The sequence below is a fragment of the Streptomyces sp. NPDC059895 genome, assembly GCF_042731035.1.
GTDB lineage: Bacteria > Actinomycetota > Actinomycetes > Streptomycetales > Streptomycetaceae > Streptomyces.
In genome coordinates, this window is the sequence record NZ_JBHWKO010000057.1 from 1 (window position 1) to 26,892 (window position 26,892).

24 protein-coding genes are annotated in these 26,892 nt (G+C 72.6%); 12 read left to right on the plus strand and 12 right to left on the minus strand.

Annotated features, from left to right (window positions below; translation table 11 throughout):
- A partial coding sequence (locus tag ACFV9M_RS37025; RefSeq protein WP_385102656.1) for an IS3 family transposase occupies positions 1-620 on the plus strand: 620 nt, incomplete at its 5' end.
- Between the two features lie 206 nt (positions 621-826).
- On the opposite strand, the gene ACFV9M_RS37030 is transcribed toward ACFV9M_RS37025, so the two are convergent.
- From ACFV9M_RS37030 to xylB, 5 genes are all read right to left on the minus strand, one after another.
- Entirely contained in the window at positions 827-2,350 is a 1,524-nt protein-coding gene (locus tag ACFV9M_RS37030) for an aldehyde dehydrogenase family protein (RefSeq protein WP_385075210.1), read from the minus strand.
- Positions 2,351-2,750: 400 nt separating this feature from the next.
- The gene (locus ACFV9M_RS37035) at positions 2,751-4,049 is read right to left on the minus strand and encodes a GAF domain-containing protein (RefSeq protein ID WP_385075213.1); all 1,299 of its coding nucleotides are present in this window, start codon (positions 4,047-4,049) and stop codon (positions 2,751-2,753) included.
- Between the two features lie 117 nt (positions 4,050-4,166).
- A complete protein-coding gene (locus ACFV9M_RS37040) occupies positions 4,167-4,772 on the minus strand; it encodes an N-acetylmuramoyl-L-alanine amidase (protein WP_385075216.1) in 606 nt (201 codons plus the stop codon).
- Between the two features lie 916 nt (positions 4,773-5,688).
- Positions 5,689-6,897 (minus strand): ROK family protein, encoded by a 1,209-nt coding sequence (locus tag ACFV9M_RS37045; protein ID WP_385075220.1) that lies wholly within the window; start codon positions 6,895-6,897, stop codon positions 5,689-5,691.
- 15 nt (positions 6,898-6,912) lie between these two features.
- Positions 6,913-8,358 carry a xylulokinase gene (xylB, locus tag ACFV9M_RS37050; protein ID WP_385075223.1) on the minus strand — a complete coding sequence of 482 codons (1,446 nt, stop codon included), beginning with the start codon at positions 8,356-8,358 and terminating at the stop codon, positions 6,913-6,915.
- A 127-nt stretch (positions 8,359-8,485) separates the two neighbouring features.
- Between xylB and xylA the strand changes: the two genes are divergently transcribed.
- Complete coding sequence (gene xylA / locus ACFV9M_RS37055) at positions 8,486-9,652, plus strand: xylose isomerase (protein ID WP_385075226.1); 1,167 nt, start codon at positions 8,486-8,488, stop codon at positions 9,650-9,652.
- Positions 9,653-10,162: 510 nt separating this feature from the next.
- On the plus strand, positions 10,163-10,474 hold the full coding sequence (locus ACFV9M_RS37060) for a PT domain-containing protein (protein ID WP_385075229.1): 312 nt from the start codon (positions 10,163-10,165) through the stop codon (positions 10,472-10,474).
- A 153-nt stretch (positions 10,475-10,627) separates the two neighbouring features.
- On the opposite strand, the gene ACFV9M_RS37065 is transcribed toward ACFV9M_RS37060, so the two are convergent.
- Positions 10,628-11,971 (minus strand): esterase-like activity of phytase family protein, encoded by a 1,344-nt coding sequence (locus tag ACFV9M_RS37065; RefSeq protein WP_385075232.1) that lies wholly within the window; start codon positions 11,969-11,971, stop codon positions 10,628-10,630.
- Between the two features lie 736 nt (positions 11,972-12,707).
- Between ACFV9M_RS37065 and ACFV9M_RS37070 the strand changes: the two genes are divergently transcribed.
- Positions 12,708-12,890: a hypothetical protein gene (locus tag ACFV9M_RS37070; RefSeq protein WP_385075235.1), complete on the plus strand. Its 183-nt coding sequence runs from the start codon at positions 12,708-12,710 to the stop codon at positions 12,888-12,890.
- Between the two features lie 118 nt (positions 12,891-13,008).
- On the opposite strand, the gene ACFV9M_RS37075 is transcribed toward ACFV9M_RS37070, so the two are convergent.
- Positions 13,009-13,911 (minus strand): hypothetical protein, encoded by a 903-nt coding sequence (locus tag ACFV9M_RS37075; protein WP_385075238.1) that lies wholly within the window; start codon positions 13,909-13,911, stop codon positions 13,009-13,011.
- A gap of 139 nt (positions 13,912-14,050) precedes the next feature.
- Complete coding sequence (locus ACFV9M_RS37080; RefSeq protein WP_385075240.1) at positions 14,051-14,410, minus strand: hypothetical protein; 360 nt, start codon at positions 14,408-14,410, stop codon at positions 14,051-14,053.
- Between the two features lie 113 nt (positions 14,411-14,523).
- On the opposite strand from ACFV9M_RS37080, the gene ACFV9M_RS37085 reads away from it, so the two are divergent.
- Positions 14,524-15,420, plus strand: coding sequence for an oxygenase MpaB family protein (locus ACFV9M_RS37085; protein ID WP_385075243.1), 897 nt, complete (start codon positions 14,524-14,526; stop codon positions 15,418-15,420).
- Between the two features lie 97 nt (positions 15,421-15,517).
- On the opposite strand, the gene ACFV9M_RS37090 is transcribed toward ACFV9M_RS37085, so the two are convergent.
- Positions 15,518-16,117: a class I SAM-dependent methyltransferase gene (locus ACFV9M_RS37090; RefSeq protein WP_385075245.1), complete on the minus strand. Its 600-nt coding sequence runs from the start codon at positions 16,115-16,117 to the stop codon at positions 15,518-15,520.
- Between the two features lie 152 nt (positions 16,118-16,269).
- Here ACFV9M_RS37090 and ACFV9M_RS37095 point away from each other — a divergent pair, with 152 nt between their 5' ends.
- The 5 genes from ACFV9M_RS37095 (at position 16,270) to ACFV9M_RS37115 (ending at position 21,229) form a co-directional block, all read left to right on the plus strand.
- The gene (locus tag ACFV9M_RS37095) at positions 16,270-17,064 is read left to right on the plus strand and encodes an MHYT domain-containing protein (RefSeq protein ID WP_385075248.1); all 795 of its coding nucleotides are present in this window, start codon (positions 16,270-16,272) and stop codon (positions 17,062-17,064) included.
- A 46-nt stretch (positions 17,065-17,110) separates the two neighbouring features.
- A complete protein-coding gene (locus tag ACFV9M_RS37100; protein ID WP_385075251.1) occupies positions 17,111-19,627 on the plus strand; it encodes a nitrate- and nitrite sensing domain-containing protein in 2,517 nt (838 codons plus the stop codon).
- Positions 19,624-20,061, plus strand: coding sequence for a roadblock/LC7 domain-containing protein (locus tag ACFV9M_RS37105; protein ID WP_385075254.1), 438 nt, complete (start codon positions 19,624-19,626; stop codon positions 20,059-20,061). The genes ACFV9M_RS37100 and ACFV9M_RS37105 overlap by 4 nt, the downstream gene beginning before the upstream one ends.
- A gap of 81 nt (positions 20,062-20,142) precedes the next feature.
- Positions 20,143-20,553: a DUF742 domain-containing protein gene (locus ACFV9M_RS37110; protein ID WP_385075304.1), complete on the plus strand. Its 411-nt coding sequence runs from the start codon at positions 20,143-20,145 to the stop codon at positions 20,551-20,553.
- A 70-nt stretch (positions 20,554-20,623) separates the two neighbouring features.
- Positions 20,624-21,229 carry an ATP/GTP-binding protein gene (locus ACFV9M_RS37115; RefSeq protein WP_385075257.1) on the plus strand — a complete coding sequence of 202 codons (606 nt, stop codon included), beginning with the start codon at positions 20,624-20,626 and terminating at the stop codon, positions 21,227-21,229.
- Positions 21,230-21,248: 19 nt separating this feature from the next.
- Here ACFV9M_RS37115 and ACFV9M_RS37120 read toward each other — a convergent pair whose 3' ends face one another.
- Positions 21,249-21,677, minus strand: coding sequence for a PPOX class F420-dependent oxidoreductase (locus ACFV9M_RS37120; RefSeq protein WP_385075260.1), 429 nt, complete (start codon positions 21,675-21,677; stop codon positions 21,249-21,251).
- 106 nt (positions 21,678-21,783) lie between these two features.
- Between ACFV9M_RS37120 and ACFV9M_RS37125 the strand changes: the two genes are divergently transcribed.
- Together ACFV9M_RS37125 and ACFV9M_RS37130 are read left to right on the plus strand one after the other, a co-directional pair.
- Positions 21,784-22,197 carry a roadblock/LC7 domain-containing protein gene (locus tag ACFV9M_RS37125; protein ID WP_385075263.1) on the plus strand — a complete coding sequence of 138 codons (414 nt, stop codon included), beginning with the start codon at positions 21,784-21,786 and terminating at the stop codon, positions 22,195-22,197.
- Positions 22,198-22,326: 129 nt separating this feature from the next.
- A complete protein-coding gene (locus ACFV9M_RS37130) occupies positions 22,327-23,352 on the plus strand; it encodes a DUF6397 family protein (protein WP_385075266.1) in 1,026 nt (341 codons plus the stop codon).
- Positions 23,353-23,379: 27 nt separating this feature from the next.
- Here the strand turns inward: ACFV9M_RS37130 and ACFV9M_RS37135 are convergent, their stop codons facing one another.
- Positions 23,380-24,246: an acyl-CoA thioesterase gene (locus ACFV9M_RS37135; RefSeq protein WP_385075269.1), complete on the minus strand. Its 867-nt coding sequence runs from the start codon at positions 24,244-24,246 to the stop codon at positions 23,380-23,382.
- 43 nt (positions 24,247-24,289) lie between these two features.
- Positions 24,290-26,803: a DEAD/DEAH box helicase gene (locus ACFV9M_RS37140; protein ID WP_385075272.1), complete on the minus strand. Its 2,514-nt coding sequence runs from the start codon at positions 26,801-26,803 to the stop codon at positions 24,290-24,292.
- Positions 26,804-26,892 lie beyond the last annotated feature (89 nt).

Here is a 26,892-nt window from a genome sequence, read left to right on the forward strand (position 1 = left end):
GCCGGCGCGTGATCACCACGCTGCCCGGCGGTCAGACCGACCGGGCACCGGACCTCGTCGACCGCGACTTCGTCGCCGGCGCCCCGAACCGGTGCCGGGTCGCGGACTTCACCCACGTGAAGACCTGGGCCGGCGTCGTCTACGTCGCCTTCGTCGTGGACACCTTCTCCCGCCGGATCGTCGGCTGGTCCGCAGCCACCGTGAAGGAAACGGTCTTCGTGCTGGACGCCCTGGAGATGGCACTGTGGCAACGCGACCGCGACCAACACCCCGTTCAGCCAGGCGAGTTGATACACCACTCGGACGCCGGGTCGCAGTACACGAGTTTCCGGCTCGCCGACCACCTGGAGGCCGCCGGCATCGCCGCCTCCATCGGATCGGTGGGCGACGCCTACGACAACGCCCTGATGGAGAGCACGATCGGCCTGTTCAAGACCGAACTGATCAAGCCCCGGCGGCCATGGAAGACGCTGTCCGACGTCGAGCTCGCCACCGCCGAGTACGTCGACTGGTACAACCACCGGCGACTCCACGGTGAGATAGGCCACGTCCCACCGGTCGAATACGAGAACAACCACTACCTCGCAACCATAAAACTCCAGGTCACACCCAACGTCTGAGATCTCTACCGAACCCGGAACGGTTCAGATGTACCCGAGGGCTGAACCGGGGTTTGGTCCGTGACTGGTCCGGAAGCACTGGTCAGGAGGGGTGCAGTCGTGGGAGGAATTGGGAGTTAGCGCGCAAGCCGGGCCCGGTCGAGAGCGGGTTGCACGAAGGGCGCCTGACGGGTGAAAACCCAGGTCAGGCGCCTTTCCTCGTGCCTCTAGAAGAAGCCGAGCTTCTTCGGCGAGTATGACACCAGCAGATTCTTCGTCTGCTGGTAGTGCTCCAGCATCATCTTGTGCGTCTCCCGGCCGATCCCGGACTGCTTGTATCCGCCGAACGCCGCGTGGGCCGGGTAGGCGTGGTAGCAGTTGGTCCAGACGCGGCCGGCCTGGATCGCACGGCCGGCGCGGTACGCCGTGTTGATGTCCCGCGTCCAGACCCCGGCCCCGAGGCCGTACGACGTGTCGTTGGCGATCTTGATGGCGTCGTCGAAGTCGTCGAACGAGGCCACCGAGACGACCGGTCCGAAGATCTCCTCCTGGAAGATCCGCATGCGGTTGTCGCCCTCGAAGACGGTCGGCTGGATGTAGTACCCGCCCTTCAACTCGCCGTCGTACTCCGCTCGTTCCCCGCCGGTGAGGATCCTGGCGCCCTCCTGCCGGCCGATGTCGATGTAGGAGAGGATCTTCTTGAGCTGGTCGTCGGAGGCCTGGGCGCCGATCATCGTGTCGGTGTCGAGGGGGTGCCCGGGTTTGATCAGCTCGGTGCGGGCGACGGCCGCGGCCAGGAAGTCGGGGTAGTTGCCGCGCTGGATCAGGCCGCGGGACGGGCAGGTGCACACCTCGCCCTGGTTCAGCGCGAACATCGTGAAGCCTTCGAGGGCCTTGTCGCGCAGGTCGTCGTCCTTCTCCCACACGTCGTCGAAGAAGATGTTCGGCGACTTGCCGCCCAGTTCCAGCGTGACCGGCTTCAGGTTCTCCGCGGCGTACCGCATGATCAGCCGGCCTGTGGAGGTCTCCCCGGTGAACGCCACCTTCGCCACGCGCGGGCTGGACGCGAGCGGTTTGCCCGCCTCCTCGCCGAAGCCGTTGACGATGTTCACGACCCCGGGCGGCAACAGGTCCGCGATCAGGCTCATCCAGTAGTGCAACGACACCGGCGTCTGCTCGGCGGGCTTGATGACGACCGCGTTGCCCGCCGCGAGAGCCGGCGCCAGCTTCCACGCGGCCATCAGGACCGGGAAGTTCCACGGGATGATCTGCGCGACGACACCGAGCGGTTCGTGGAAGTGGTACGCCACCGTGTCGCCGTCGACCTCGCTGAGCGTCCCCTCCTGCGCGCGGACCGCTCCGGCGAAGTACCGGAAGTGGTCGATGGCCAGCGGGATGTCCGCCGCCAGCGTCTCACGGACCGGCTTGCCGTTCTCCCAGCTCTCCGCGACGGCCAGGGGCTCCAGATGCGCCTCCATACGGTCGGCGATCTTGAGCAGGATGTCGGAGCGCTCGGTCGTCGACATCCTGCCCCAGCCCGGTGCGGCCGCGTGCGCCGCGTCCAGCGCCCGCTCCACGTCCTCGGCCGAACCGCGGGCCACCTCCGTGAACGGCAACCCGTTCACCGGCGACGGGTTCTCGAAGTACCGGCCCCGGAGCGGCGGCACGTACTCGCCGCCGATGAAGTGGTCGTAGCGGTTCTGGTAGGAGACGATCGCGCCCTTGGTACCGGGCGCCGCGTAACGGGTCATGGTGCCTGCCTCCCTGAGCAGTGCTGCCCGCCATTGGACAGCTCTCCGCCGGAGGCTAGGGAAGCGGACGTTGCGAGGACGTTGCGCCGACGGCTGGGCCGAGGTGGCTGGGCCGGGGTGGCTGGGCCGGGGTGGCTGGGCCGGGGTGGCTGGGCCGAGGTGGTTCGACCGCCCGACGGCGCACCGACCTCCGTCATCCTGGCCGCCCTCTGCGCCCACGAGGGCACCGACATCCGCCGGCGGTGGCCGTCGAACGCGGAGAACACGCCCGCATCCGACGCGTCTGGGGCATCCGCCGGGGAGGACGCCCCTCACCGCTGCGGCCCTGACCCGACCCGGCGAACCTGTGCGCTCACACCACCAGGACGCGGCGGACTGCTGCTGCGGGGGCGGTCTGCCGTCAGAGGGCCGGACCAGTGGATGCCGGGCCGTCGCGGCCCGTCCGTCCCTGTGGTACCGCCAGCTCCGACTCCAGGGCCCTCAGGCGGGCCCGGACCGACGCCGTCGGGCGGGTCGCCGCCAGCGCCCGCCACACGTCGAGGTCGTCCTCGCCCCACGGCGCGTGCGCCCAGTCCGCCAGCAGGTCCGGGTCGGCGCGCGCGATCAGCGCGGCGCGCAGCGCGTCGGCCGTGCGGTGCCTGAGCCGCACCACCGCCGGTGCCCGCGACGCCGGCAGCAGGGGTCCGGTGTAGGCCGACGCCGCCGCCGTGACCGCGCCGGACGCCAGCCGGCGTTCGACGGCGGACACGTCCGTCTCGACGGGAACGGTGAGCCGGTAGGGACGCGAGGCCAGCAGTCCCGGCCCCAGCACCCCGCGCAGCCGGGCGAGTTCGGCGCGCAGCGTCACCGGCGTCACCGACTCGTTCTCGTACAGCGCGCACGACAACTCGTCGCCGGTCAGGCCCTCCGGGTGGCGGGCCAGCAGGACGAGGATCTCGCTGTGCCGCCGGCTGAGCCGGAGCCGGCGGCCGTCCATGGTCAGACACGCCTCGTCCCGCCCCAGCACGGTCAGTACGGGCGGGGCTGCGTCCGCCGGCTCGGGGGCGAGCAGCGCGAGATGGGACTCGGCCGCCCGGGCGACCGCCTGGACGAAGCCCAGGCTGTGCGGATGGGCGAGCCGGTCCCCACCGGTGATGTCCACCGCACCCAGCACCCGCCCGGTCCGCGGATCGTGCACGGGGGCCGCCGCGCACGTCCACGGTTGCACCCGCCGGATGAAGTGCTCGGCCGCGAACACCTGCACCGGCCGGTCCACGGCGACCGCCGTGCCCGGCGCGTTCGTCCCGACCGCGCTCTCCGCCCACCGCGCACCCGGCACGAAGTTCATCCGCCCCGCCCTCCGCCGCGTCGCCGGATGACCCTCGACCCACAGGAGTCTGCCGTGCGCGTCGCACACGGCGACGAGATGCTCCCCGTCGGCGGCGAACGGACCCAGGAGTTCACGGAACAGCGGCATCACGCGTGCCAGCGGATGCTCGGCCCGGTAGGCGCCGAGATCGCCGTCCGTCAGCTCGACACTCGCGGTGCCGTCGGGCCCGACGCCCGCCCGTGCCGAACGCCGCCACGAGGCGGCCACCACGGCCCGCACCGGCCGCGGCACCGTGCCGGCGGCGGTGAACGTCTCGTGCGCCCGCCGCAGTGCCCGTACGCGCTCGGCAGGGTCGGCCCCCGGCTCCAGGGCCACCCAGGGATCGGTCAACTCGGCCTCCCGGTGGGCGATGCGACTGGGGACATCGTCACTCCGGGGGTGCGCGCCGACAACCGTTCGGACCGGGGTCGCGCCGAAGGCGACGAGACGCGTCCGCCCGTCGCGCCGCTACGGCCGGACCGAGGCGACGAGTCTCAGGTAGCGCTCCCAGTCCCAGTGGCGACCCGGATCCGTATGGTCCGTCCCGGGCACCTCGTAGTGGCCGATGATGTGGGTGCGGTCCTTCGGGATGCCGTAGCGGTCGCAGACGGAGGACGTCAGCCGGGCGGACCGCTCGTACAACGCGTCGGTGAAGTAGGACGGCTGGTCCACCCAGCCCTCGTGCTCGATGCCGATGCTGCGCGTGTTGAACTCCCAGTTGCCCGCGTGCCAGGCGATGTCGGTCTCGCGCACGCACTGCGCCACCTTGCCGTCGGCGGAACGGACGACGTAGTGCGCGGACACCTTCTTCTTCGGGTTCTGGAAGACGGCGAGAGTCTGGGAGTAGGTGGTCTGTGTGACGTGGACGACGACGCGGTCGACGGTGTGGGCGGCGGGGCGGTTCGACGCGGTGTAGTTGGAAGGGGTCGCGGGCTGCCACTGGGCTGAGGCGTAGTCGACGGTCACGTCCTGGGCGCCGGCCCGGGCGTCCGGCAGCAGGGCGTAGGGGACGGCCGCGAGGACGGCGCCCTTCAGGATCCGTCGCCTGCCGGACAGGAGTCTTGCTCGTTCCACGGGGTGATGCCTTTCGAGGGGAGCGGGAGAGCGTTCGGGGTGCGATACCGGCGGGTCTCGGGGCCTCAGCCGCGAGGTGTTGCCGCGGCCTTCGTCAGCGGAGCCGCGGTATCCCGCCGTCGCGCGTGTGGTCCGCGGCCCGTCTCGCGTGCCGGCAACCCGTGCTTGCGGAGCTTGGCCACGCAGGTGTGGGTGGTGTCGCACATGGTGTGCCAACGAGGACTCGACCGTCGGGGTTGCGTGCTTTTGTCCCTATGCGGGTTGTGAGGGGTGTCGCGGGTGTGATAGGAGCCGGGCGACGCGGCCGGTGCGCGGCATGGCCACGAGTCGGTGTCCGCTGTGGCGAGCCGCCGAACGCCGGGGCGGCCGGAGCTCGTTCGGACCGCGCGGTCATGCTCCATGAGGCGGTCGTGACGCTGAAGTCGGTCATGCTGCACGGCTCCGTTCCGGGGACGGCTGGTGGAGGCGGGGACGAGGACGCGGGCGTGGACGGTTGCGCGGCGGGGCCCGGTGTGACGCGGGGGGAGACCCGGGCTGCGCTCGCGTGCATCACGTTACGGCGACCGGCCGGGACGCAGGACGCAACCGCGGGGTTCGGTGGACGAGCGCGGAACTGTGGACAACTCGCTCACCCGAATGGGGAGTTCCGGTCGCGGCGGCCGTGCGGGTGCTGCGGATCCGAGCCACGGGCGCCGCCGACGTCACGCGCGTTCACCGGCCGGGCGTGGGGGAGCGGAGAGGCGTCGGGGAACGGCGGGGCGTCGGGAGCGGCGAGGCGGGGAGCGGCGGGGCGTCGGGGGGCGCGAGGCGCCGGGGAGCGGCGAGGCGCCTGGGAACGGCGGGGCGTCGGGGAACGGCCGGGTGGGGGGAGCGGCCGGGCGTCGGGGAACGGCGAGGCGCCTGGGAACGGCGGGGCTCAGCCTCGCCCCGCCACCGCCGCCGGATCGTCCAGCACGGCCCGCACCACGGAGTGCGCCGCCCCGAGCAGCGGACCCTCGGGGCCCAGTCGTGACACGGACACCGGGCAGGGCGGGCCCGCCGTGCGGCGGGCGAGTTCGGCCTCCAGGGACGGCAGCAGCCACGGCGCGAGGCCGGACAGAGCACCGCCGAGCACGACACTCTCGGGGTCCAGCAGATTGAGCGCCCCGGTCAGGGCGATACCGAGGGCTGTTCCCGCCTCGCGCAGGGCCCGTCGTACGTCCTCGTCGCCGTCGGCCGCGCGGCCGGCCAGCAGGCCGACCCGGCCCTCGCCCGGCGTGAGGCCGGCCGCGCGCAGGACCGCCTCCTCGCCGGCGTACTGCTCCAGGCAGCCGCGTCCGCCGCACACGCACCGGGGCCCGTCGGGATGGACCGGGACGTGGCCGAGCTCGCCGGCGAAGCCGCGGGTGCCGCGCAGCAGACTGCCGTCCACGACGAGTGCCGCGCCGATGCCGATCTCGGCCGACACGTGCAGGAAATCGCGCGGGGTGCCGGACCGCAGCCAGAGTTCGGCCAGTCCGCCGAAGTTGGCCTCGTTGTCCACGGCCAGCGGGAACTCCCCGGGCAGCAGCGCGCCGAGGTCGACGTCCTGCCAGCCCAGGTTGGGGGCGCGGACGACGGTGTGGGCGTCGCGGGCCACCAGGCCGGGAACGGCGACGGCGAGTCCGGCCGGCCACAGCCCCTCACCCTCCGCCTCCGCGGCGACCTCGCGCACCAGCCGGGCGAGTTCCTCGACGACCGGCCCGGGCGGGCGGCCCCGGTTCGTGCCCTGCCGTTCGGCGCGCACCCGCACCTCACCGCGCAGGTCCACGGCGCAGACCGCGAGGTGGTCGACGCCGATCTCGGCGCCGATGCCCGCCGGGCCGCGCCCGCTGACGGCGAGCGCCGACCCCGGCCGGCCCACCCGGCCGGGCCGCTCGGGGCCCAGTTCCTCCAGCAGGCCGGAGCGTATGAGTTCGTCGACGAGGGTCGACACCGCCGCCCGGGTCAGGCCGATGTGCGAGGCGACCGCCGCCCGTGAGAGCGGTCCCTCGGCGCTGACGGCGTGCATCACCCGGGCCAGGTTGCGGCGGCGCATGCCCTGCTGGGTGTCGGGCAGCGCACGCCCCGGTCCGGCCGGGCGCGCCTCGTGCAGCGGTGCGGTCATGCCGTCGGTCGACTCTCAGTGGGTGTCCGTGGCCCGCTCCAGCAGCGGGGCCGCGTCGGAGAGTACCCCGGCGATCCTGGCCAGCGTCGCCTGGTCCCGCTCCACGGCGTCCAGCACCGGGCCCTTCGCCGTGTTCCAGCGCCGGGCGACGGCCGCCGGGTCCTCGCCGGTCAGCAGCCCGGCCGCCTGCGCCGCCGCGCCCAGCGCGACGAGCTCCTTGGCCTCGGGGATCTGCACCGGCCGCCCCGACAGCCGCCGTACCGTCTGCTGCCAGGCCGTGCCGCGGGCGCCGCCGCCGATCAGCAGCAGGGGGGCGGAACGGTCCGCGTCCTCGTCGAGGACGAGGTCGAGCGCGCCGAGCAGGGAGTGGACCGCGCCGTCGTAGGCGGCCTGGAGCAGCTGCCCGGCGGTGGTGTCGTGGCGCAGGCCGTGCAGGAGGCCGGAGGCGTTCGGCAGGTTCGGGGTGCGCTCGCCGTCCAGGTAGGGGAGGAGCGTGAGCTCCGCGGCGGGCTCCACGGCCTCCCGGTCCAGGCCCAGCAGGGCCGCGACACGGTCGACGGCGAGCGTGCAGTTCAGCGTGCAGGCCAGGGGAAGCCAGTCGCCGTGGGCGTCGGCGAAGCCCGCCACGGTTCCGGTCGGGTCGGCGGGGCGCCGCTTCGCCACCGCGTACACCGTGCCCGAGGTGCCGAGGCTCAGCACCGGAGTGCCGGGGCGCAGACCGAGGCCCAGCGCGGCCGCGGCGTTGTCACCGGTGCCCGGGGCGACCAGGGTGCCCTTGGAGAACGGCAGGCCGTGGCTGTCGCGCACCGTACCCGCCACCTCGCCGGGCCGCACCACGCGCGGCAGCAGTGCCGGGTCGAGGCCCACGTGGGCGAGGATCTCCTCGTCGTACGCCTCGGTCCCGGACGCCCACCAGCCGGTGCCGGAGGCGTCGCCGCGGTCGGTGGTGCCCTCGCCCGTGAGACGCTCGGTGAGGTAGTCGTGGGGGAGGCGGACGGCCTTCGTGGCGCGCAGGGCCTCCGGCTCGTTCTCGGCGAGCCAGGCCCACTTCGTCACCGTGAACGAGGCGGCCGGGACCGACCCGGTGCGCTCCGCCCAGAACGTGGCGCCGCCCAGCTCCTCGGTCAGCCGACGGGCCTGCGGGGCCGAGCGCACGTCGTTCCACAGCAGCGCCGGACGCACCGGCTCACCTCGCCCGTCCAGCGTCACCAGCCCGTGCTGCTGTCCGCCGATCGACACCGCGGCGGCCTCGTGTGCCGCGTCACCGCACTGGCGCAGCGCCTCGCACAGCGCGTCCCACCACTGGCGCGGGTCGCTCTCCCGGCCGGCGCCGGAGGACACCGTGTGCGGCGCCTGGCCGCTCGCGACGACCTGGCCGGTGGCCGCGTCGACGACCAGTGCCTTGGTGGACTGGGTGGACGTGTCCACGCCGACGACGAGCGGACCCTCGGCTGCTGACATCGGGCTCTCCTCAAGTTTTTCCGCGGCTCTGCGGGATCTGTCTTCCCAGAGATGCGTCCGCATACTAATTTGTAAACGGCCATGACGAAATAGTCGGCAAGACAGTCTTCAAGCAAGGAGCCGTGGCATGAGCTACCAGCCCACCCCCGACGACAGGTTCACCTTCGGCCTGTGGACCGTCGGCTGGCAGGGACGGGACCCGTTCGGCGACGCCACGCGGCGCGCCCTGGACCCGGTCGAGACGGTGCAGCGCCTGGCCGAACTGGGCGCCTACGGCGTGACCTTCCACGACGACGACCTGATCCCCTTCGGGTCGTCCGACAGTGAGCGCGAGGAGCACATCAAGCGCTTCCGCCAGGCGCTGGACACCACCGGCATGACCGTGCCGATGGCCACCACCAACCTCTTCACCCACCCCGTCTTCAAGGACGGCGCGTTCACCGCCAACGACCGCGACGTGCGCCGCTACGCCCTGCGCAAGACGATCCGCAACATCGACCTCGCCGCCGAGCTCGGCGCCAAGACCTACGTGGCCTGGGGCGGCCGTGAGGGCGCGGAGTCCGGTGCCGCCAAGGACGTGCGCGTCGCCCTCGACCGCATGAAGGAGGCCTTCGACCTCCTCGGCGAGTACGTCACCTCCCAGGGCTACGACCTGCGCTTCGCCATCGAGCCCAAGCCGAACGAGCCGCGCGGCGACATCCTGCTGCCCACCGTCGGCCACGCCCTGGCGTTCATCGAGCGCCTGGAGCGCCCGGAGCTGTACGGCGTGAACCCGGAGGTCGGCCACGAGCAGATGGCGGGCCTGAACTTCCCGCACGGCATCGCCCAGGCGCTGTGGGCGGGCAAGCTCTTCCACATCGACCTCAACGGCCAGTCCGGCATCAAGTACGACCAGGACCTGCGCTTCGGCGCCGGCGACCTGCGCTCCGCGTTCTGGCTGGTCGACCTGCTGGAGAGCGCCGGTTACGAGGGCCCGAAGCACTTCGACTTCAAGCCGCCGCGCACCGAGGACCTGGACGGCGTGTGGGCGTCGGCCGCGGGCTGCATGCGCAACTACCTGATCCTCAAGGAGCGCGCGGCCGCCTTCCGCAACGACCCCGAGGTCCAGCAGGCCCTGCGCGACGCCCGCCTGGACCAGCTGGCCCAGCCCACCGCCGCCGACGGCCTGCAGGCACTGCTGGCCGACCGCTCCGCGTTCGAGGACTTCGACGTCGATGCGGCCGCCGCCCGTGGCATGGCCTTCGAGCGCCTGGACCAGCTGGCCATGGACCACCTTCTCGGCGCCCGGGGCTGACCGCACGCGCGCGTGGGCGTGAGGCCCGGGCCCGTCTCCGACCGCACCCACGCGAGCTCGGAGGCGGTCCCGGCACTCACGCGGGCGTACGCCCCGGCGGTGGTACGCCCCCGCCGGCGCTCGTGCGTGCGGTGGCTCTTGTACGTACCTCGACCTCGACGTCGGACTCTGCCGCGACTGCGACTGCGACCGCATGCCGTCATGGTGGCGGTCCCTTCATCGGATACGCCGGAATCGTGCGCTCCAGGGCATGAAGGCGTATCAAGTCCCGTAAGAGGGTCGCGCCCTGGGCGGTCACGGGCGACGCTGGACACCATGGCCATGCCGCCCGTACCGCCCCAGCCGCCCGGACCGCCGGATGACACGCCGCCTCCGGGCGGCTTCGGACCGCCTCCCTCGGGCTCCGGCCCCGGTCACGGCACGGGAGGGGGCGGTTGGCCTCCTCCTCCGCCCTCGTCGCCGACAGGCCCGCCCGGCGGCTCCGGGAGGCGCGGGAAGACCCTCTTCGTGGTGCTCGCGCTGCTGGCCGCCGCCGTTGCCGTGGTCGCCGTGGTGCTGATGGCCACGGGAGGCGACGACTCGCCGGACGAGAACCCGCCTTCGGGCACCAGCTCCTCTCCCGAGCCGTCCCTCAGCCTCCCGACCGAGCTGCCCAGCGGGTTCCCCAGCGACCTGCCGACCCGGCTGCCCAGCGGACTGCCGACCGAGTTGCCGACGGAGTTGCCGACCGCGTGGCCGACGGAGCTGCCGACCGCACTGCCCACCGAAGTGCCCAGTGACCTCGAGTCGCTCCTGCCGTCCCTGGACGAACTGCTGCCGTGACAGGGCCGTCGCGCGACACACCGGCGTGAGGGGTCCTCACCCGCAGATGGTTCGAACCCTCTCGCAGACGCACTCGCACGAGCGAAGATGATCCTCACGCGCGTGTGTGTGCCGCATGACGCGTCCCCGAGGCCGTGGACCGACCGCCCGGCGTCACAGGCCCCGCGGCAGCCGTACGTACGTCACCGTCGTCTCGACGCCGCTGTCGACCAGCCGGCCCTGCGCGTCGAACGCCTCGGCGCCGTCCGTCATCCCGAAGTCGTTGTCATTGATCAGGGCGAGTGTGTCGCGGTCCACGCGCGCGACGCCCTCGATCTTCCCGGGCACCCCGGCGACCGTGCCCAGGTCGACGACGAGCCGCTTGGACAGGACCGGCACGCCCGACGCGGCGGGATCGTCGAGCTGCTCGAGCGAGGGCGAGGTCGCCTCGTCGTCCCAGCGGCCGCCCAGGATGTTCGCCCCGCGGTCCAGCCGCACCAGGTGCAGGCGCGCCGCCTTGTCCGTGCGCTCCTCGACCAGCAGCCGATCGCCTCCCACCGCGACCACGGACGAGATCTTGAGCTCGGAGGTGTCGTCCTCGCTCGGGTCGACCACGTTCACCGGGTCGAAGCGGTACGCGTACTCGCCGGTGACGGCCTTCTTCCGGGGGGAGAACCGCAGCAGACGCACGGTGCGCGAGTCCTCGCCCGCGTCCTCGTCCGGCAGCGACAGCGGGCTCTGCACCGCCAGCACGAGGTCACCGCCCGGCAGCTGGGCCAGTCCTTCGAAGCCGCGGTTGATCTTCCGGTTCAGCAGGACCCCGGGCAGTGCCTCCACGACCGGGTAGTCGGCGCCCTCGAGGTTCAGCCCCTCGGGCACATAGCGCGTGAGGACCTTCCCGCGCGCGGAAACGTGCACCAGCGACGGTCCGTACTCGTCGACGAGCCAGAAACTCCCGTCCGAGGCCCGCACGATGCCCTCGGTGTCCAGCCCGTTCGGGTTGTACGACAGCGGCGTGCCGGCGTCGTAGGAGTAGGGCGCCTCGTCCCGCCCCGCCTGGTTCGACAGGCCGGTGACGGGCTTCCCGGACGACGTGGTCAGGGGGATCGCCCCCAGGACCTTCACCGTGCTGCCCGTGACCCGGATCCGGACGATCGCCGGGTCGAAGCCGGGCACGGGGAACGTGCGGCGCTTGGTCCCGTCCACCTTGATCTGACCGTTGGGTCCGCGGTCGGTGACCGTCCAGAACTCGCCCGCGCGGTCCGCCGGGTAGATGTCGCTGCCGATGCCGCCGAGGTCCACCCCGCGGTCGTCGGCCACCGTGCCCGTGAGCAGCGTGTTGCTGAACGTCCCGAGCGGGATGTCGCCGAGCGTCGCGGTCCGGGTGACGTACGCCTCCCCGGACGGCGTGTGCGCGGCGGCCGGTCCGGCCGTGGCGAGAGCGGCGAGCACCGCGAGCGGTACGCCCGCCGCGACGGATCGGTGGACGCGGCGCCGGCCGGGGGCGTGCGGGGACATCGGGCCTCCTGAGGGGCATGTTCGGTGACAGCCGCCAGGGTTGGGTCACCCGCGGAACGCCGCACGACGCCCCGGTGAACGCCGTGCGTCGGCCACCCATCGGCCTGGGCGTCGGCCACTCATCGGCCTGGGCGTCGGCTACTCATCGGCCTGGGCGTCGGCTACTCATCGGCCTGGGTGTCGGCCAACCGTCGGCCCGGGCGTCGGTCATCCGTCGGCCACTGGTCGGTCCGGCGGCGGGGCCGGGCCGACCGCGAGGACCGGCGCGGCGGGGAGCGTTGCGCGCGCCTCCGGCGGCATCGCGGCGGCGAGCCGGCGGACGCGATCGGCGTCGGCCGGCCCCGGCGGACCCACGAGCCAGGAGTCGTGGCCGTCCGGTCAGAGACCGGGCAGCTACAGGCCGAGCCCGCCGGAGCCCCAGCGCGGTCATCGCCACCGCACCCAGATCGCGACGGCCCGGTACGGCCCGGGAACGGCACGGGCGCGCGTGAGGACGGACAGGGTGTCGGACTCGGGAACCAGGAGGGCGGGCAGCCGCACGAGATCTACACCGGTCCCGCCGGGCCTGACGCGCGCCTTGCCCGGCAGAGTGGTTCGATGACGGGGGAGCAGGCCTTCTCAGGGGCATTTGGGGGGTGCAGGTCAGGGACGTCTCAGGGGTGCCGGTGGAACCGCGCGCCGCGCGGACCCGTTTTCAGAGCAGAGAGCGGCAGTGGCCGCGAAGGAGGCGACACACATGTCGAGAAACGCGAAGATCGCCGCAGGAGGTGTGGCGGTCGGGCTTCTACTGCTGATCTGGCTGCCCTGGTGGGTGGCACTGCTGATCGTGGTGGGTGTTCCGGCGGCGGCGTACCTGGCGCTGGATCCCTCGCAGCGGCGCAGGCTGCGCCGCGTCACACGCAAGGAGCTCGGTCGCTGAGAAGGCGGGGGCCGGGGCGCGGCCCCCGCCCTTCGCGGTGCTCCCTCCCGCATCCGCGGTGCGGCAGCCACCACCACGCGGGCGCCACGGTTGCCGCGGCACGGCTCCGCGCGGCGGCTCAGCTGGGCCGGACCGCCATCTTGTCGAGTGCCTCCAGCAGACCCGGAAGTTCGGCGCCCCGGCCGACGGGAAGCACCTCGCCGGGCTCGTCGTCGAGCAGTACGAACGCGATGTCGTCGGTCCGGGCCACCAGCGACCAGCCGGGACCGTCGGCCCGCAGCGTGCGTGCGTCCCCGGGCGCGAACGACGAGCGCACACGGCCCAGCGGGGGCGGTGAGTCCACATAGGCACGCGCCTCCGCGAGGACGCGCCGGATGCCGCTGTGCCCCGTCGGACCGCCCTCGCCGCCCCCGCCCGCGCCTGTCCCCGCGCCCTCGCCTGTGCTCGCCTCTCCGCCCCCGCCCGTGCTCGCGCTTGCGCCCGGTCCCTCGTCCCCCGACGCCTCCCGGCGAGCCGTGAACGCGGCGTCGTCGATCTGCTCGCGCCACAGCGTCCACTGGAGGGCTATCTCGTCCGCTCCCAGGCGCCGCTGCGCGGGACCCCAGGTGCTCGTGTCCGGTGGGGACAGCGTGGGACCTTCCTCGCCTTCGGGAGCGGGGTCGTGCGGGGCGGGCACGCCCGGAGCCGCGACGGCCACCTCCAGGGGCCAGCCCGGCAAGGCGGCGACCACCGTGCGCTCGTCGGGCGAGAGGTCGTACTCCATGCCGCAGTCCCACGACGCGACGGCCACGGCCACCAGCGACACGTCGTCGATGACGACCGTCCACCGCGCGCCCCCGCCGTCCTGGCCCAGCACCAGGCCGTATCCGTCGGCGAGCGGCGCCAGGCCGAGGGCCGCGCAGGCCGCCGGGTAGTCGTCGCCCAGCACACTCGGGAACTGCGCCGGCGTCAGCAGCACCGCCGTGAGCACGTAGAGCGCGTCGTCCTCGGCGGCGACGGCGTCCTCGCCCGTCCCGGCCATCTCAGCCTCCCCACAGGTTCGTCCAACCGCGCGCACCCTAGTGCGGCGGCGACGCGGTTGTCACGACTCCCCGACACGCCTGGAGCCGCCGTTCTCCGGCCGGACAAGGCGAAGCTCCCCGATTCGCCGCCCCCGGCGCTCAGGCGGCCGGCAGCCCGAGGAGCGCGCGGGCGACCGTCCGCGGCGACTCGTCGCGCTCCCGCGCGAGCGCGATGACCGCACGGCAGGCCAGCTCGTTGACCCCGAAGGACAGCGCCTCCGGCGACACCCAGCCCGCCGCCTCCTCCATGCCGTCCTGATCGTCCTCCGCGCAGGCCGACACGTACACCGCGGCCGCCTCGAAGAGGTTGTGCCGCCTACCGCCTTTCGCCCCCCGCCCGTCGGCAGCCCCGCCGCCGGAGCCCCGGCTCCCGCCGCCGGACCGCTTCCCGCGTGCGCGCGCCGGTGCGCGCACCGCACCGAGCACCCTCTCCCACGCCCTGCGCACCTCGTCGACCATGCAGACCACCACCTTCCCCCTGCGTGATTCCCCCTGCCGGGCGTTCATCTTCCCCTGTGCGCCCTAGAGTTGTGGTTCCGACGGCAGAAGGACGGCAGAAGGGGGACGGCACGGTGAAGCGCTTCGAGCGGCTCGCACGCATACGGACGATGGACCCCTACGAGCAGGCCTCCGAGATCTACCGGCTCACCGCGGCGTACGAGTTCCCCTGGGACTTCACCCGAGCCCTGGAGCTGGCTCTCTACCGCACGTACGCGGTGCCGAGCATCGGCGCCCTGCTGGCGCGCACGGCGGAACTCACGGACCGCGCACAGAGGCGTTACGACGACACCTCGCTGCTCCTCGACGCCGTCGTGGAGCACGGTTTCGACAGTGAACAGGGCCGTACGGCCGTCCGCCGCATCAACCAGATGCACCGCAGCTACGACATCGGCAACGACGACATGAGGTACGTGCTCTGCACGTTCGTCGTGATGCCCAAGCGCTGGATCGACTCCTACGGATGGCGCAGACTCTCCCGCCACGAGACCGTCGCCTCCACCGTCCACTACCGCACCCTCGGACAGCGCATGGGCATCAAGGACATCCCCGAGACGTACGAGGAGTTTGAAAGCTGCCTCGACGCCTACGAGGAGGCCCACTTCGCCTTCGACGAGGGCGCTCGGCGCGTCTCGGACGCCACACTCGACCTGATGGCCTCCTGGTACCCGCGGCCGCTCGCCCCCGCGCTGCGCACCGCGACCCTCGCCCTGCTCGACGAACCGCTCCTGAAGGCCTTCCGCTACCCGCCGCCGGCCCCCGTCACCCGCGCCCTGGTCCGCCGGGCGGTACGCGCGCGTGGACGCGCCGTCCGGCTGCTGCCACCGCGCCGGGCACCGCACTTCGCGCGGCGGAACTGGGAGATCAAGAGCTACCCGAACGGCTACCGGCTGCAGGACCTGGGCACCCGCCCGGTGCCCGGCGCGCGCGGCTGCCCGGTACGGCATGTCGACGGTTCGGCCACGCAGTGACCCCGGGCCCCGTGCCCGCCTTCGCCCGCCTCCAGGGCGAGCCCGGCGGTGAGCCCGCGGGAGCCCAAGCCCTGCAAGCGGTGATCGGACACGAGCCTCACGCCTCCCGGACGGCCAGGGCCAGGAAGCGGGTGTCCTCGTCGACGTACGAGGTCAGGCGCCACCCGGAGCCGGCCAGCAGCGGGCGGAGATTCGGCTCGGCGCGCAGGTCGTCCGGGGTCGTCTGCCGGCCGTGGCGTGCCGCGAGCGCCGCCCTGCCGATCGGGTGGAACAGTGCCAGGGTGCCGCCCGGGCGCACGACGCGCGCCAACTCCCGGAGGTTCTCCGCCGGGCGGGGCAGGTGGGAGACGAGCCCCGCTCCGAACACGGCGTCGAAGGCCGCCGAGCCCAGGGGCAGAGCCGCCACGTCGGCGAGCACCAGCCGCCCGTCACGGTCCCGTCCCACCCGTACGGCCGCCTGCAGCATGGCCGGCGTCAGATCGATCCCGACGACCTCGCCCGAAGCTCCCACGGCCGCGCGCAGGGGCCTCAGGGCGCGGCCGGTGCCGCAGCCCGCGTGGAGCACGCGGTCGCCCGTCCGCAGACCGAGTTCGGCGACAGCGGCCGCGTAGGCGGGGCCGTCGTCGGGGAACCGGCCATCCCAGTCCGCCGCGCGCGCCGTGAAGAACTCCTGGACGTGTGTGTGGTCGTCGCTCATGTGCCGCATGATCCCTCACCGGCACGGAGGACATCGCGGTGCACACGTTCGAGCGCGAGCCGATCGGGCCGGCGCAATTCCCCGTCATTTTGCGGCACCTTTCGAAATGCGCCCCCTTTGTGCCTCCGTGCCCCCACTAGCGTCCCGGAGCCATGGGACACCTGGACCACGCGACCTTCGGCTGGCTGACCCCCGTGCTGTCGTACGGGATGGCCTGCATCGGTGCCGCCCTCGGACTGCGCTGCACCGTCCGCGCGCTGGGCGCCACCGGACGCTCCCGCCGCAACTGGCTCGTCACGGCGGCCTCCGCGATCGGCACCGGCATCTGGACCATGCACTTCGTGGCCATGCTCGGCTTCGGCGTCGGCGGCACCGACATCCGCTACGACGTCCCCCTGACCGTGCTCAGCCTCCTCGTGGCCATGCTCGTCGTCTGCGCCGGCGTCTTCGCCGTCGGCTACGGCCGCGACCGCACGCGCGCGTTGCTGCTCGGCGGTCTCACCACCGGACTCGGCGTGGCGAGCATGCACTACCTGGGCATGGCGGCGGTCCGACTGCACGGCGACGTGACCTACGACCCGGCCCTGGTCGCGGTCTCCGTCGTGATCGCTGTCGTCGCGGCGACCGCGGCCCTCTGGGCGGCCCTCAACATCGAGTCGCCGGTCGCGGTCACCCTCGCCTCGCTCGTCATGGGCGCCGCCGTCAGCAGCATGCACTACACGGGGATGCTCGCGGTGGACGTACGCGTCACACCTTCCGGCGAAGCCCTGCCCGGGGCCACGGCGATGCAGTTCGTCTTCCCCCTCGCCGTCGGCCTCGGCTCCTACCTCTTCCTGACCTCGGCCTTCGTCGCGCTGTCGCCCACCACGGGAGAGCACGCGGCGTCCGCCTCCGCGCAGCAGCCGGCGGAGCGCGCCGCAAGCCGCCGACAGGCCCGCACCGTGTGACGGGCCCGGACGGCACGCCCCCGAACCACTCCCGAGCGAGGAGGCCATGCGTACACCCCTGAGGACCCCCACGGACGGCGCGAAGACGCCGCCCCCCGTGCGCGGGCGACGCGCCCACGCCGGACCACCGGCCGACGAGGGACCGGACGAAGAGCCGGGCACCCCGGCGGACACCTCACCCACGCGCGCGGGCCGCCGGCGGACACGGCCGCGCACCGTGCGCGCCAGGATCGTCTGCCTGCTGATGGTGCCCGTCGTCTCCCTGCTGGCCCTGTGGGCGTACGCCACCGTCAGCACCGCACAGGACGTCTCCCGACTGCGCCAGGCACACCGTGTGGACACCGAGATCCGCACTCCGGTCGCGACCGCGGTGACCGCGCTCCAGACGGAACGCGCGGCCGCCGTACGCCATGCCACCGACCCGACCGCCGGACACCAGGACGGCCTGCGGCAGCTCGGGGAACGAACCGACCGCGCGGTGGCCGCACTACGGCTCGACGACGACAGCACCGTCGCCCACGCCCAGGACCTGCCCGCCGACGTCGCCCGGCGCCTCGAGGCGTTCGTCTCCGGGGCCGAGGAACTGCGCGCCCTGCGGCCCGCGACAATCGACGGCACGGCGGGCTGGGCGCAGACGTACGGCCGGTACACGCGGACGATCGCGGCCGCCTTCGCCGTCGGCGGGTCGCTCTCCGGCATCCAGGACGCCGAACTCGGCTCCGACGCGCGCGTGCTGCTCGAGTTCGCCCGCGCGGGCGAGGCCCTGGCGCAGGAGGACGTCGTACTCGGCAGTGCGCGCCTGGCCGGGCGCCTGGACGGACCGCGCCTGAGGCTGTTCACCGGCGCGGTCGCCTCCCGCCGCACCCTCACCGAGTCGGCCGTGGCGGACCTCGGCGGTTCCGAGCGCACCGCCTGGCGGAAACTGGCCGCGGGGAGCGCCTACGCCGCCGTGAACACCGCCGAGGAGAGGGTGCTCGCCCACGGACCCGGGGCCAAGGCCCTCTCGGCAGCGCCGGAGACGACCTGGAGCACGGCCCACGCGCGCGTGCAGGCCGGCATGCGGACCGTCGAGGCGGACGCGGCACGCCGAGCCGCCGACCGCGCCGACCCCTTCACCCAGGGGCTGCTCACCCCGGCCGGAGCGGCACTCCTGCTCGGACTCGTGGCCGTCGCCGCCTCGCTCGTCATCTCCGTGCGCATCGGCCGCGGACTCGTCGTGGACCTGGTGGGCCTGCGCAACGACGCCCTGGAGATCGCCCGCCGCAAACTGCCCGAGGCCATGCGGAGACTACGCGCCGGAGAGGGGATCGACATCGAGGCCGAGGCACCGCCCGGACCGTCCGCCGAGGACGAGACCGGCCAGGTCGCCGAGGCCCTCGGCACCGTGCACCGCGCCGCCCTGCGGGCCGCGGCGGAACGCGCCGAGCTCGCCGGCGGCATCTCCGGAGTGTTCGTCAACCTCGCCCGCCGCAGCCAGGTCCTCGTCCACCGCCAGCTCAGGCTCCTGGACAGCATGGAACGCCGCTCGGACGACCCGAACGAGCTGGGCGACCTCTTCCGGCTGGACCACCTCACCACCCGCATGCGGCGCCACGCGGAGAGCCTGATCATCCTCTCCGGAGCCGCCCCCGGCCGGGCCTGGCGCTTGCCCGTCCCGCTGACCGACGTGGTCCGCGCCGCCGTCTCCGAGGTCGAGGACTACGCGCGCGTGGAGGTCCGGCAGCTCCCGGAGGCGGCCGTCATCGGCTCGGCCGTGGCCGACCTCACCCACCTCCTCGCCGAACTCGTGGAGAACGCCGCCCAGTTCTCGCCCCCGCACACGCGCGTGCGCGTCACCGGCGAGCCCGTCGGCAACGGCTACGCCGTCGAGGTCGAGGACCGGGGCCTCGGCATGGGCAAGGAGACCCTCGCCCGGGCCAACCGTCGCATCGCGCAGTCCGAGGCCCTCGACCTGTTCGACAGCGACCGGCTCGGCCTGTTCGTGGTCAGCAGACTCGCCGCACGCCACGGCGTCAAGGTCCACCTGCGCACCTCGCCCTACGGCGGCACCACGGCGGTCGTCCTGCTGCCCACCGCCCTGCTGCACGGCGGTACGCCGGAACGATCCGCCCCCGAGCCGGCGGAGGCGCCGCCGTCGGCCGAACACGCGTACGCGCGCGTGCCCGCCGCCGACCGGAACCAGGACGCCGTACCCGCCACAGCGGACCGGCCGGCGCTGGTCGCTCCTGTCCCGGCAGCCGCCGAGCCGGCGGCGGCCGACCCCCCACCCCCAGGAGTCACCGCCTTGCGCCCGCACCACCCACCGGACGACATCGACACGTCGGACGACCTGCCGCGCCGGGTGCGGCAGGCACACCTGGCCCCCCAACTGCGCCACTCTCGCCCCGAGGAGACGGCCCCGGCGGCTGACCCTCGCGGCGACGACGGGCGCACTCCGGAACTCGTACGGGACCGGATGGCCGCGTACCGGGACGGATGGGCGCGCGGAGGCGGACGGCAACCCGGCCGACGTGTCGTCCCGGCTCCCGCACCGGGCGGCGACAGCAGCGAAGGAGCCCCGTGATTCAGGACCCGAGCACGAGACCGGCCCAGCGGCCCGGCGAACTCGACTGGCTGCTGGACGACCTGGTGACACGCGTGAGCGAGGTCCGGCACGCCGTGGTGCTGTCCGACGACGGCCTCGCCGTCGGCGCCTCCAGCGCCCTCGGCCGCGAGGACGCCGAGCACCTCGCCGCCGTCGCCTCCGGCTTCCACAGCCTCGCCAAGGGCGCGGGCCGGCACTTCGGCGCCGGCGGTGTCCGGCAGACCATGGTGGAGATGGACGACGGCTTCCTGTTCGTGGCCGCCGCGGGCGAGGGCTCCTGCCTCGCCGTCCTCACCGCCGTGACCGCCGACCTCGGCCTGGTCGCGTACGAGATGGCACGGCTGGTCAAGCGCGTCGGCGAGCACCTCCACGCGCCGCCGCGCCGCTCCGCACGACCGCCCGCCGCGGGCTGAGGCGAAAGGCGACCCGCGCAGATGACCGAGGAGCAGATGACCGAGGAGCAGATGACCGAGGAGCAGATGACCGAGGAGCAGATGACCGAGGACATGACCGAAGCCCCCTGTCGGCCGGGCAGCCAGTGGTACGACATGGACGCCGGACCGCTCGTCCGCCCGTACGCCGTGACGGGGGGACGCACCAGATCCGGACCCACCGGAGTCCGCTTCGACCTGATCGCCCTGGTCACCCTCGACCAGGGCGCCCCGGGAGCCGACGGCGCGGGGCTCGGCCCGGAACACCGCGCCCTCATCGCCCTGTGCCGTACGGAGACCCAGTCCGTGGCGGAACTCGCGGCGGGCTGCGACCTGCCCGTGGGCGTCGTCCGGGTGCTCCTCGGCGATCTGCTCGACGTCGGCTGCGTGACCGTGAGCCGCCCGGTGCCCCCCGCGCGACTGCCCGACGAACGCATCCTGCGCGAGGTCATCGACGGGCTGCGGGCACTGTAGACGATCGCCCGATCCCCTGTTCCCCGTTCCCCTGTCGACCGTTTTCCCGTACTCCCGAGAGAAGTGATCGATGGTCTCCGAACACTTGGACGCCACGGGCGGCGACACGTCCTTGCTGGCGTTGAAGATTCTGGTCGCCGGCGGATTCGGCGTGGGCAAGACCACCCTGGTGGGGGCGGTCAGCGAGATCAAGCCCCTGCGTACCGAGGAACTGCTCAGCGAGGCGGGCCGGTCGGTGGACGACACGGACGGCGTGGACCGGAAGGTCACGACGACCGTCGCCATGGACTTCGGCCGCATCACCATCCGCTCCGGCCTCTCCCTGTACCTCTTCGGCACCCCGGGTCAGGACCGCTTCTGGTTCCTGTGGGACGAACTGTCCCAAGGCGCCCTGGGTGCCGTCGTCCTCGCCGACACCCGCCGTCTGGAGGACTGCTTCCCCGCGGTCGACTACTTCGAGCACCGGCACATCCCGTTCGTGGTGGCCGTCAACTGCTTCCCGGGAGCGCGCACCCACAGCGCCCCCGAGGTCGCACGCGCCCTCGATCTCGACCAGGGCACCCCCGTCGTCCTGTGCGACGCCCGTGACCGCGCCTCGGGGAAGGAGGTGCTGATCCGGCTCGTCGAGTACGCCGGGCGGATGCACACCGCCCGGCTGCTCGACTCCGTGAGCTGAGCCGTCACCACCCGTCGGGTCAGTCCGCGATCGCCTTCTCGGCGAGCACCCTGCCGATCCCGACGCGGACGAGCAGTTCCCCCGGAACGCCGTTGCGGGCGCCGAACTCCTCGGCACGTTCCTCGCCCATGTACCGCGCCGCGATCCGGGTCGCCCAGTCCCGGACCTCGTCCAGGTCCTCCGAGATGTCGGCCACGCCCTGCACCACCACGTAGTCGAACGGCGGCCGGTCGTCGTCCACGCACAGGGCGACCCGGCCGTCCCGGGCCAGGTTGCGCCCCTTCACGGTGTTCGCGCCCGTGGTGAACACCACCTCGTCCCCGTCGAGCAGGAACCAGACCGGTGTCACGTGCGGACGTCCGTCCGCACGCACCGTCGACAGTTTCCCGGTGCGCGTGCCGTGCGAGACGAACGCCCGCCATTCCTCATCGGTCATCTTCTGTGCCATGCCCTCATCCTGCTTGCCCGGCGGCCGGTGGTGGGGAAGGCTGGCGGAAGGAGCCACCCGACGGGCGGGGACATCACACGGGGAACCTCAGACGGGGAGAGGGAACATGGCGCAGAAGCAGACGCTGGGGTGGCTGCTGGACGACCTGACCGAACGGGTCGACCACGTTCGGCACGCGCTCGTCCTGTCCAACGACGGGCTGGTGGCGGGCGCCAGCACAGGGCTGCGCAGGGAGGACGCGGAACACCTCGCCGCCGTCTCGTCCGGCCTCCACAGCCTCGCCAAGGGATCCGGACGCCACTTCGGCGCGGGCCAGGTCCGCCAGACGATGGTCGAGTTCGACGACGCGGTGCTGTTCGTCACCGCGGCCGGTACCGGCAGCTGCCTGTGCGTGCTCAGCGGGGTGGACGCCGACATGGGCCAGATCGCCTACGAGATGGCGCTGCTCGTCAACCGGGTCGGCGAGCACCTCGCGGTGGACGCCCGCCAGCCCTCCCGCACTCCACCGACAGACCTCTGACCTGTGCTCTTCTCCCGGACCATGGAGTTATCCACAGGCTCGCCACGGGATCCGCGAATCCGGCTACGGTTTTTTCCGAGGCCCTCGCGGACTGCGCGGGGTCCCACCACGTAACGGGGGAGACCGGCCATGCCAGGCGACACCACCACCCGACCCCACGCCCATGTCACCGCCTTCGGCCGAGCGGCGAGGGAACTGGGCCTGAAGCGGAGCGAGTTCGAACTCGCCGTGGACCTCGGCCGGATCAGGACCGTGCCCGACGAAGGGGGAGGGGGACGCCGGGTCCCCCGCACCGAGCTCGACCGGTTGCGCGCCGAGCCCGGCTTCCCCGGGGCACTTCGCAGGAGCGTCGAGGCCGTCGGCACCGCCGAGGGGGCGGCCGTCATGGAAGTGGCGCCCACCCGGTTCACGCGCCTGGCGCGGCTGGGTCTGGTGGTACCGGTGAGGTTCTACCTGAACCGCTATCGGGCCGTCGTCTGGCTGTATCTCGCCGAGGAGCTACGACACTTCGCCACCGACGAGGACAACGCCCCACTGCTCACGGGCCGGACGCCCCGAGCCCTGCGGCAGCAGCTGGCCGAGGGCCTCGACCTGCGCCCCCGCAACTGGCGGGGCCGCCGTCTCGGTTTCCTGCTGCGGCAGGCCGACGGCCCCTGGCAGCGAGCGGCAGCCGTGGCCTCTCTCCTCGATCCCACCCACATCGCCGAGATCGTCAAGGACCCGTACGACCGTTCCCATCTGAACCGGTTCCGCCCAGGGCCCCCTGCCCACGGAGCGCCCGGTTCCCCGGCCGCTCGTCTCATCGAGAAGATCGTGACGGCGGACGCCCCCGACGAGATCGACTGGCTCCGGTCCGACCTGCTGCAGGCTCTGGACGAGGCCCGCGCCCATCAGCCCGCGCCACGGCCCTCGCCGCCGCAACCGAAACCGCAACCGACACCGACACCGCAAGCGCAACGGGAACCGAAGCCGCAGGCACGCGCGGTGGAGCCATCCCCGGTCTCTCGAAGGCCGACGGCGGTCCCGCGCCCGACGGATGACCTGTGCCCGACGGATGAGCCGCGCCCGACGGTGGACCCGCGGTCGTCGGACCGGCACCGGCCCCACCGGCTCATGAGCGGTCTGCTGGGCCGGCTGCGCCGCAGAAGCACCTGACGCACCGGTCTCGGCGGGGCACCGGCCCTACAGCGTCCGGAACAGACCTTCCTGGACGACGGACACCAGCAGACGGCCGTGCACGTCGTAGATCCGCCCGCGGGCCAGCCCGCGTCCACCCGTCGCGATCGGCGACTCCTGGTCGTAGAGGAACCACTCGTCCGCCCGGAACGGCCGGTGGAACCACATGGCGTGGTCCAGCGACGCCATGTCGAAGTTCCGCGGACCCCACAGGGGCTCGACCGGGAGACGGACCGCGTCCAGCAGCGTCATGTCGCTGGCGTAGGTCAGCGCGCAGGTGTGTACGAGCGGGTCGTCGCCGAGCGGACCGACCGCGCGCATCCACACCGCGCTGCGCGGCTCGGCGTCCTTGATCTCCTCGGGGCTCCAGCGCAGCCCGTCCGCGTACCGGATGTCGAAGGGCTGCCGACGTGCCATCCGCTCCAGCTGCTCGGGCAGCCCACCCAGATGCTCCCGGACCTCCTGGGCGACCGTCGGAAGCGTCTCCGGGTCCGGCACCTCACGGGCCGGCGGCAGCTGGTGCTCGAACGGACCTTCCTCAGGCTTGTGAAAGGAGGCGGTCAGATTGAAGATCGTGCGGCCCTGCTGCACGGCGGTGACACGGCGTGTGGTGAACGACCGCCCGTCGCGCACCCGCTCGACCTGGTACACGATCGGCACGCCCGGTCGGCCCGGACGCAGGAAGTACGCGTGCAACGAGTGCACGGGCCGGTCGCCGTCCGTGGTCCGGCCGGCCGCGACCAGCGCCTGGCCCGCCACCTGGCCGCCGAAGACCCGCTGCAGGGACTCCTGCGGGCTGCGGCCGCGGAATATGTTGACCTCGATCTGCTCCAGGTCGAGCAGGTCGACTAGCCTCTCGGCCGGGTTCGTCATCGGTGTGCTTCTCCTGTGCCTGATTCTCTGCCTCGGCCCGTACTCACAACTGGCCGACGTCGGTGACGCGGACGACCGCGCGGCCCTCCGCGTCGGAGGCCGTGAGGTCCACCTCGGCGCTGATGCCCCAGTCGTGGTCCCCGTTGGGGTCGTCGAAGATCTGGCGGACGCGCCACAGCGCGTTCTGCGGCTCCTGCTGGATGACCAGCAGCTTGGGGCCGCGGGCGTCGGGACCGGTCCCGAGGTCGTCGTACTCGTCCCAGTACTTGTCCATCGCCTCGCCCCACGCGTCTGCGTCCCAGCCGGACTCGGCGTCCATCTCGCCCAGTTCGTCGACGTGGTCGAGCGCGGCGAGCTCGACACGGCGGAACATCGCGTTGCGGACGAGGACACGGAAGGCGCGCGCGTTGGTGGTGACCGGCTTGACCTCGTCGGCCTTCTCCTGAGCCTCCTCGGCGGTCATCTCCTCCGGGTTGGCGAGCTGCTCCCACTCGTCCAGCAGACTGGAGTCGACCTGGCGCACCATCTCGCCCAGCCACTCGATCAGGTCCTGCAGATCCTCGGACTTGAGGTCGTCGGGAACCGTGTGGTCGAGCGTCTTGTAGGCGCCGGCCAGGTACCGCAGCACGATTCCCTCGGTGCGGGCCAGCTCGTAGTGGGACACCAGCTCGGTGAAGGACATGGCCCGCTCGTACATGTCCCGGATCACCGACTTCGGCGACAGCGGATGGTCACCGACCCACGGGTGGCTCTTGCGGTACGTGTCGTACGCGTGGAAGAGCAGCTCCTCCAAGGGCTTCGGGTAGGTGATGTCCTGGAGGCGCTCCATGCGCTCCTCGTACTCGACACCGTCCGCTTTCATCGCGGCGACCGCCTCGCCGCGCGCCTTGTTCTGCTGGGCGGCGAGGATCTGGCGCGGATCGTCGAGGGTGGACTCCACGACCGAGACCATGTCGAGCGCGTAGGAGGGCGACTCCGGGTCGAGCAGCTCGAACGCGGCCAGCGCGAACGTGGACAGCGGCTGGTTGAGCGCGAAGTCCTGCTGGAGGTCCACGGTGAGGCGGACGATCCGGCCCTCGGCGTCCGGCTGGTCGAGCTTCTCCACGATCCCGCCGTCCAGCAGCGAACGGTAGATCGCGATCGCGCGCCGGATGTGCCGCAGCTGCTGCTTGCGCGGCTCGTGGTTGTCCTCGAGCAGGTGCCGCATCGCCTGGAACGCGTTGCCGGGGCGCGCGATCACGGACAGCAGCATCGTGTGCGTCACCCGGAAGCGGGATGTCAGCGGCTCCGGCTCGGACTCGATGAGCTTGTCGAAGGTGCTCTCCGTCCAGCCGACGAACCCCTCGGGCGCCTTCTTGCGCACCACCTTGCGGCGCTTCTTCGGGTCGTCACCGGCCTTGGCGAGCGCCTTCTCGTTCTCGATGACGTGCTCCGGCGCCTGCGCCACCACGAAGCCCGCCGTGTCGAAACCGGCCCGTCCGGCCCGGCCCGCGATCTGGTGGAACTCCCGCGCCCGCAGCGTGCGCACACGGTTGCCGTCGTACTTGGTCAGCGCCGTGAACAGCACCGTCCTGATCGGTACGTTGACACCGACGCCGAGCGTGTCCGTACCGCAGATGACCTTCAGCAGACCGGCCTGGGCGAGCTTCTCCACCAGACGGCGGTACTTGGGCAGCATGCCGGCGTGGTGGACACCGATGCCGTGCCGCACGTAACGCGAGAGGTTGCGGCCGAACTTCGTCGTGAAGCGGAAGTTGCCGATCAGCTCCGCGATCTGCTCCTTCTCCTCCCGCGAACACATGTTGATGCTCATCAGGGCCTGCGCCCGCTCCACCGCCTGCGCCTGGGTGAAGTGCACGATGTAGACGGGAGCCTGCTTGGTCTCCAGCAGATCGGTGAGCGTCTCCGTGAGCGGTGTGTACTGGTACGTGTAGGACAGCGGCACAGGACGGGTCGCCGAGCGGACCACCGCGGTGGGGCGGCCGGTGCGCCGCGTGAGGTCCTTCTCGAAGAAGGAGACGTCGCCGAGTGTGGCCGACATGAGGACGAACTGCGCCTGGGGCAGTTCCAGGAGGGGGATCTGCCAGGCCCAGCCGCGGTCGCCCTCCGCGTAGAAGTGGAACTCGTCCATGACGACCTGGCCGACGTCCGCGGCCTTGCCGTCGCGCAGGGCGATCGAGGCCAGCACCTCGGCGGTGCAGCAGATGACCGGGGCGTCGGCGTTGACGGAGGCGTCACCGGTCAGCATGCCGACGTTCTCCGTGCCGAAGAGCTTGCACAGCTCGAAGAACTTCTCCGAGACCAGCGCCTTGATCGGCGCCGTGTAGAAGGTGACCTCGTCCCGGGCGAGGGCCGCGAAGTGCGCACCCGCCGCGATCATGCTCTTGCCGGAGCCGGTGGGCGTCGACACGATCACGTTCGCGCCGGAGACCGCCTCTATCAGCGCCTCCTCCTGGTGCGGGTAGAGCGTGAGACCGCGCTCCTGGGCCCAGGACTCGAAGGCGTCGTAGAGGGCGTCGGGGTCTGCGGTCGGCGGCAGCTGATCGATGAGGGTCACGACCCCATCTTGCCTGCCCCCGGGCCCAAGGGGGGAATCGGATGCCCGGCCGAAGATCACGGCCGCTACGCTGGGTCGCCGACGGAGCG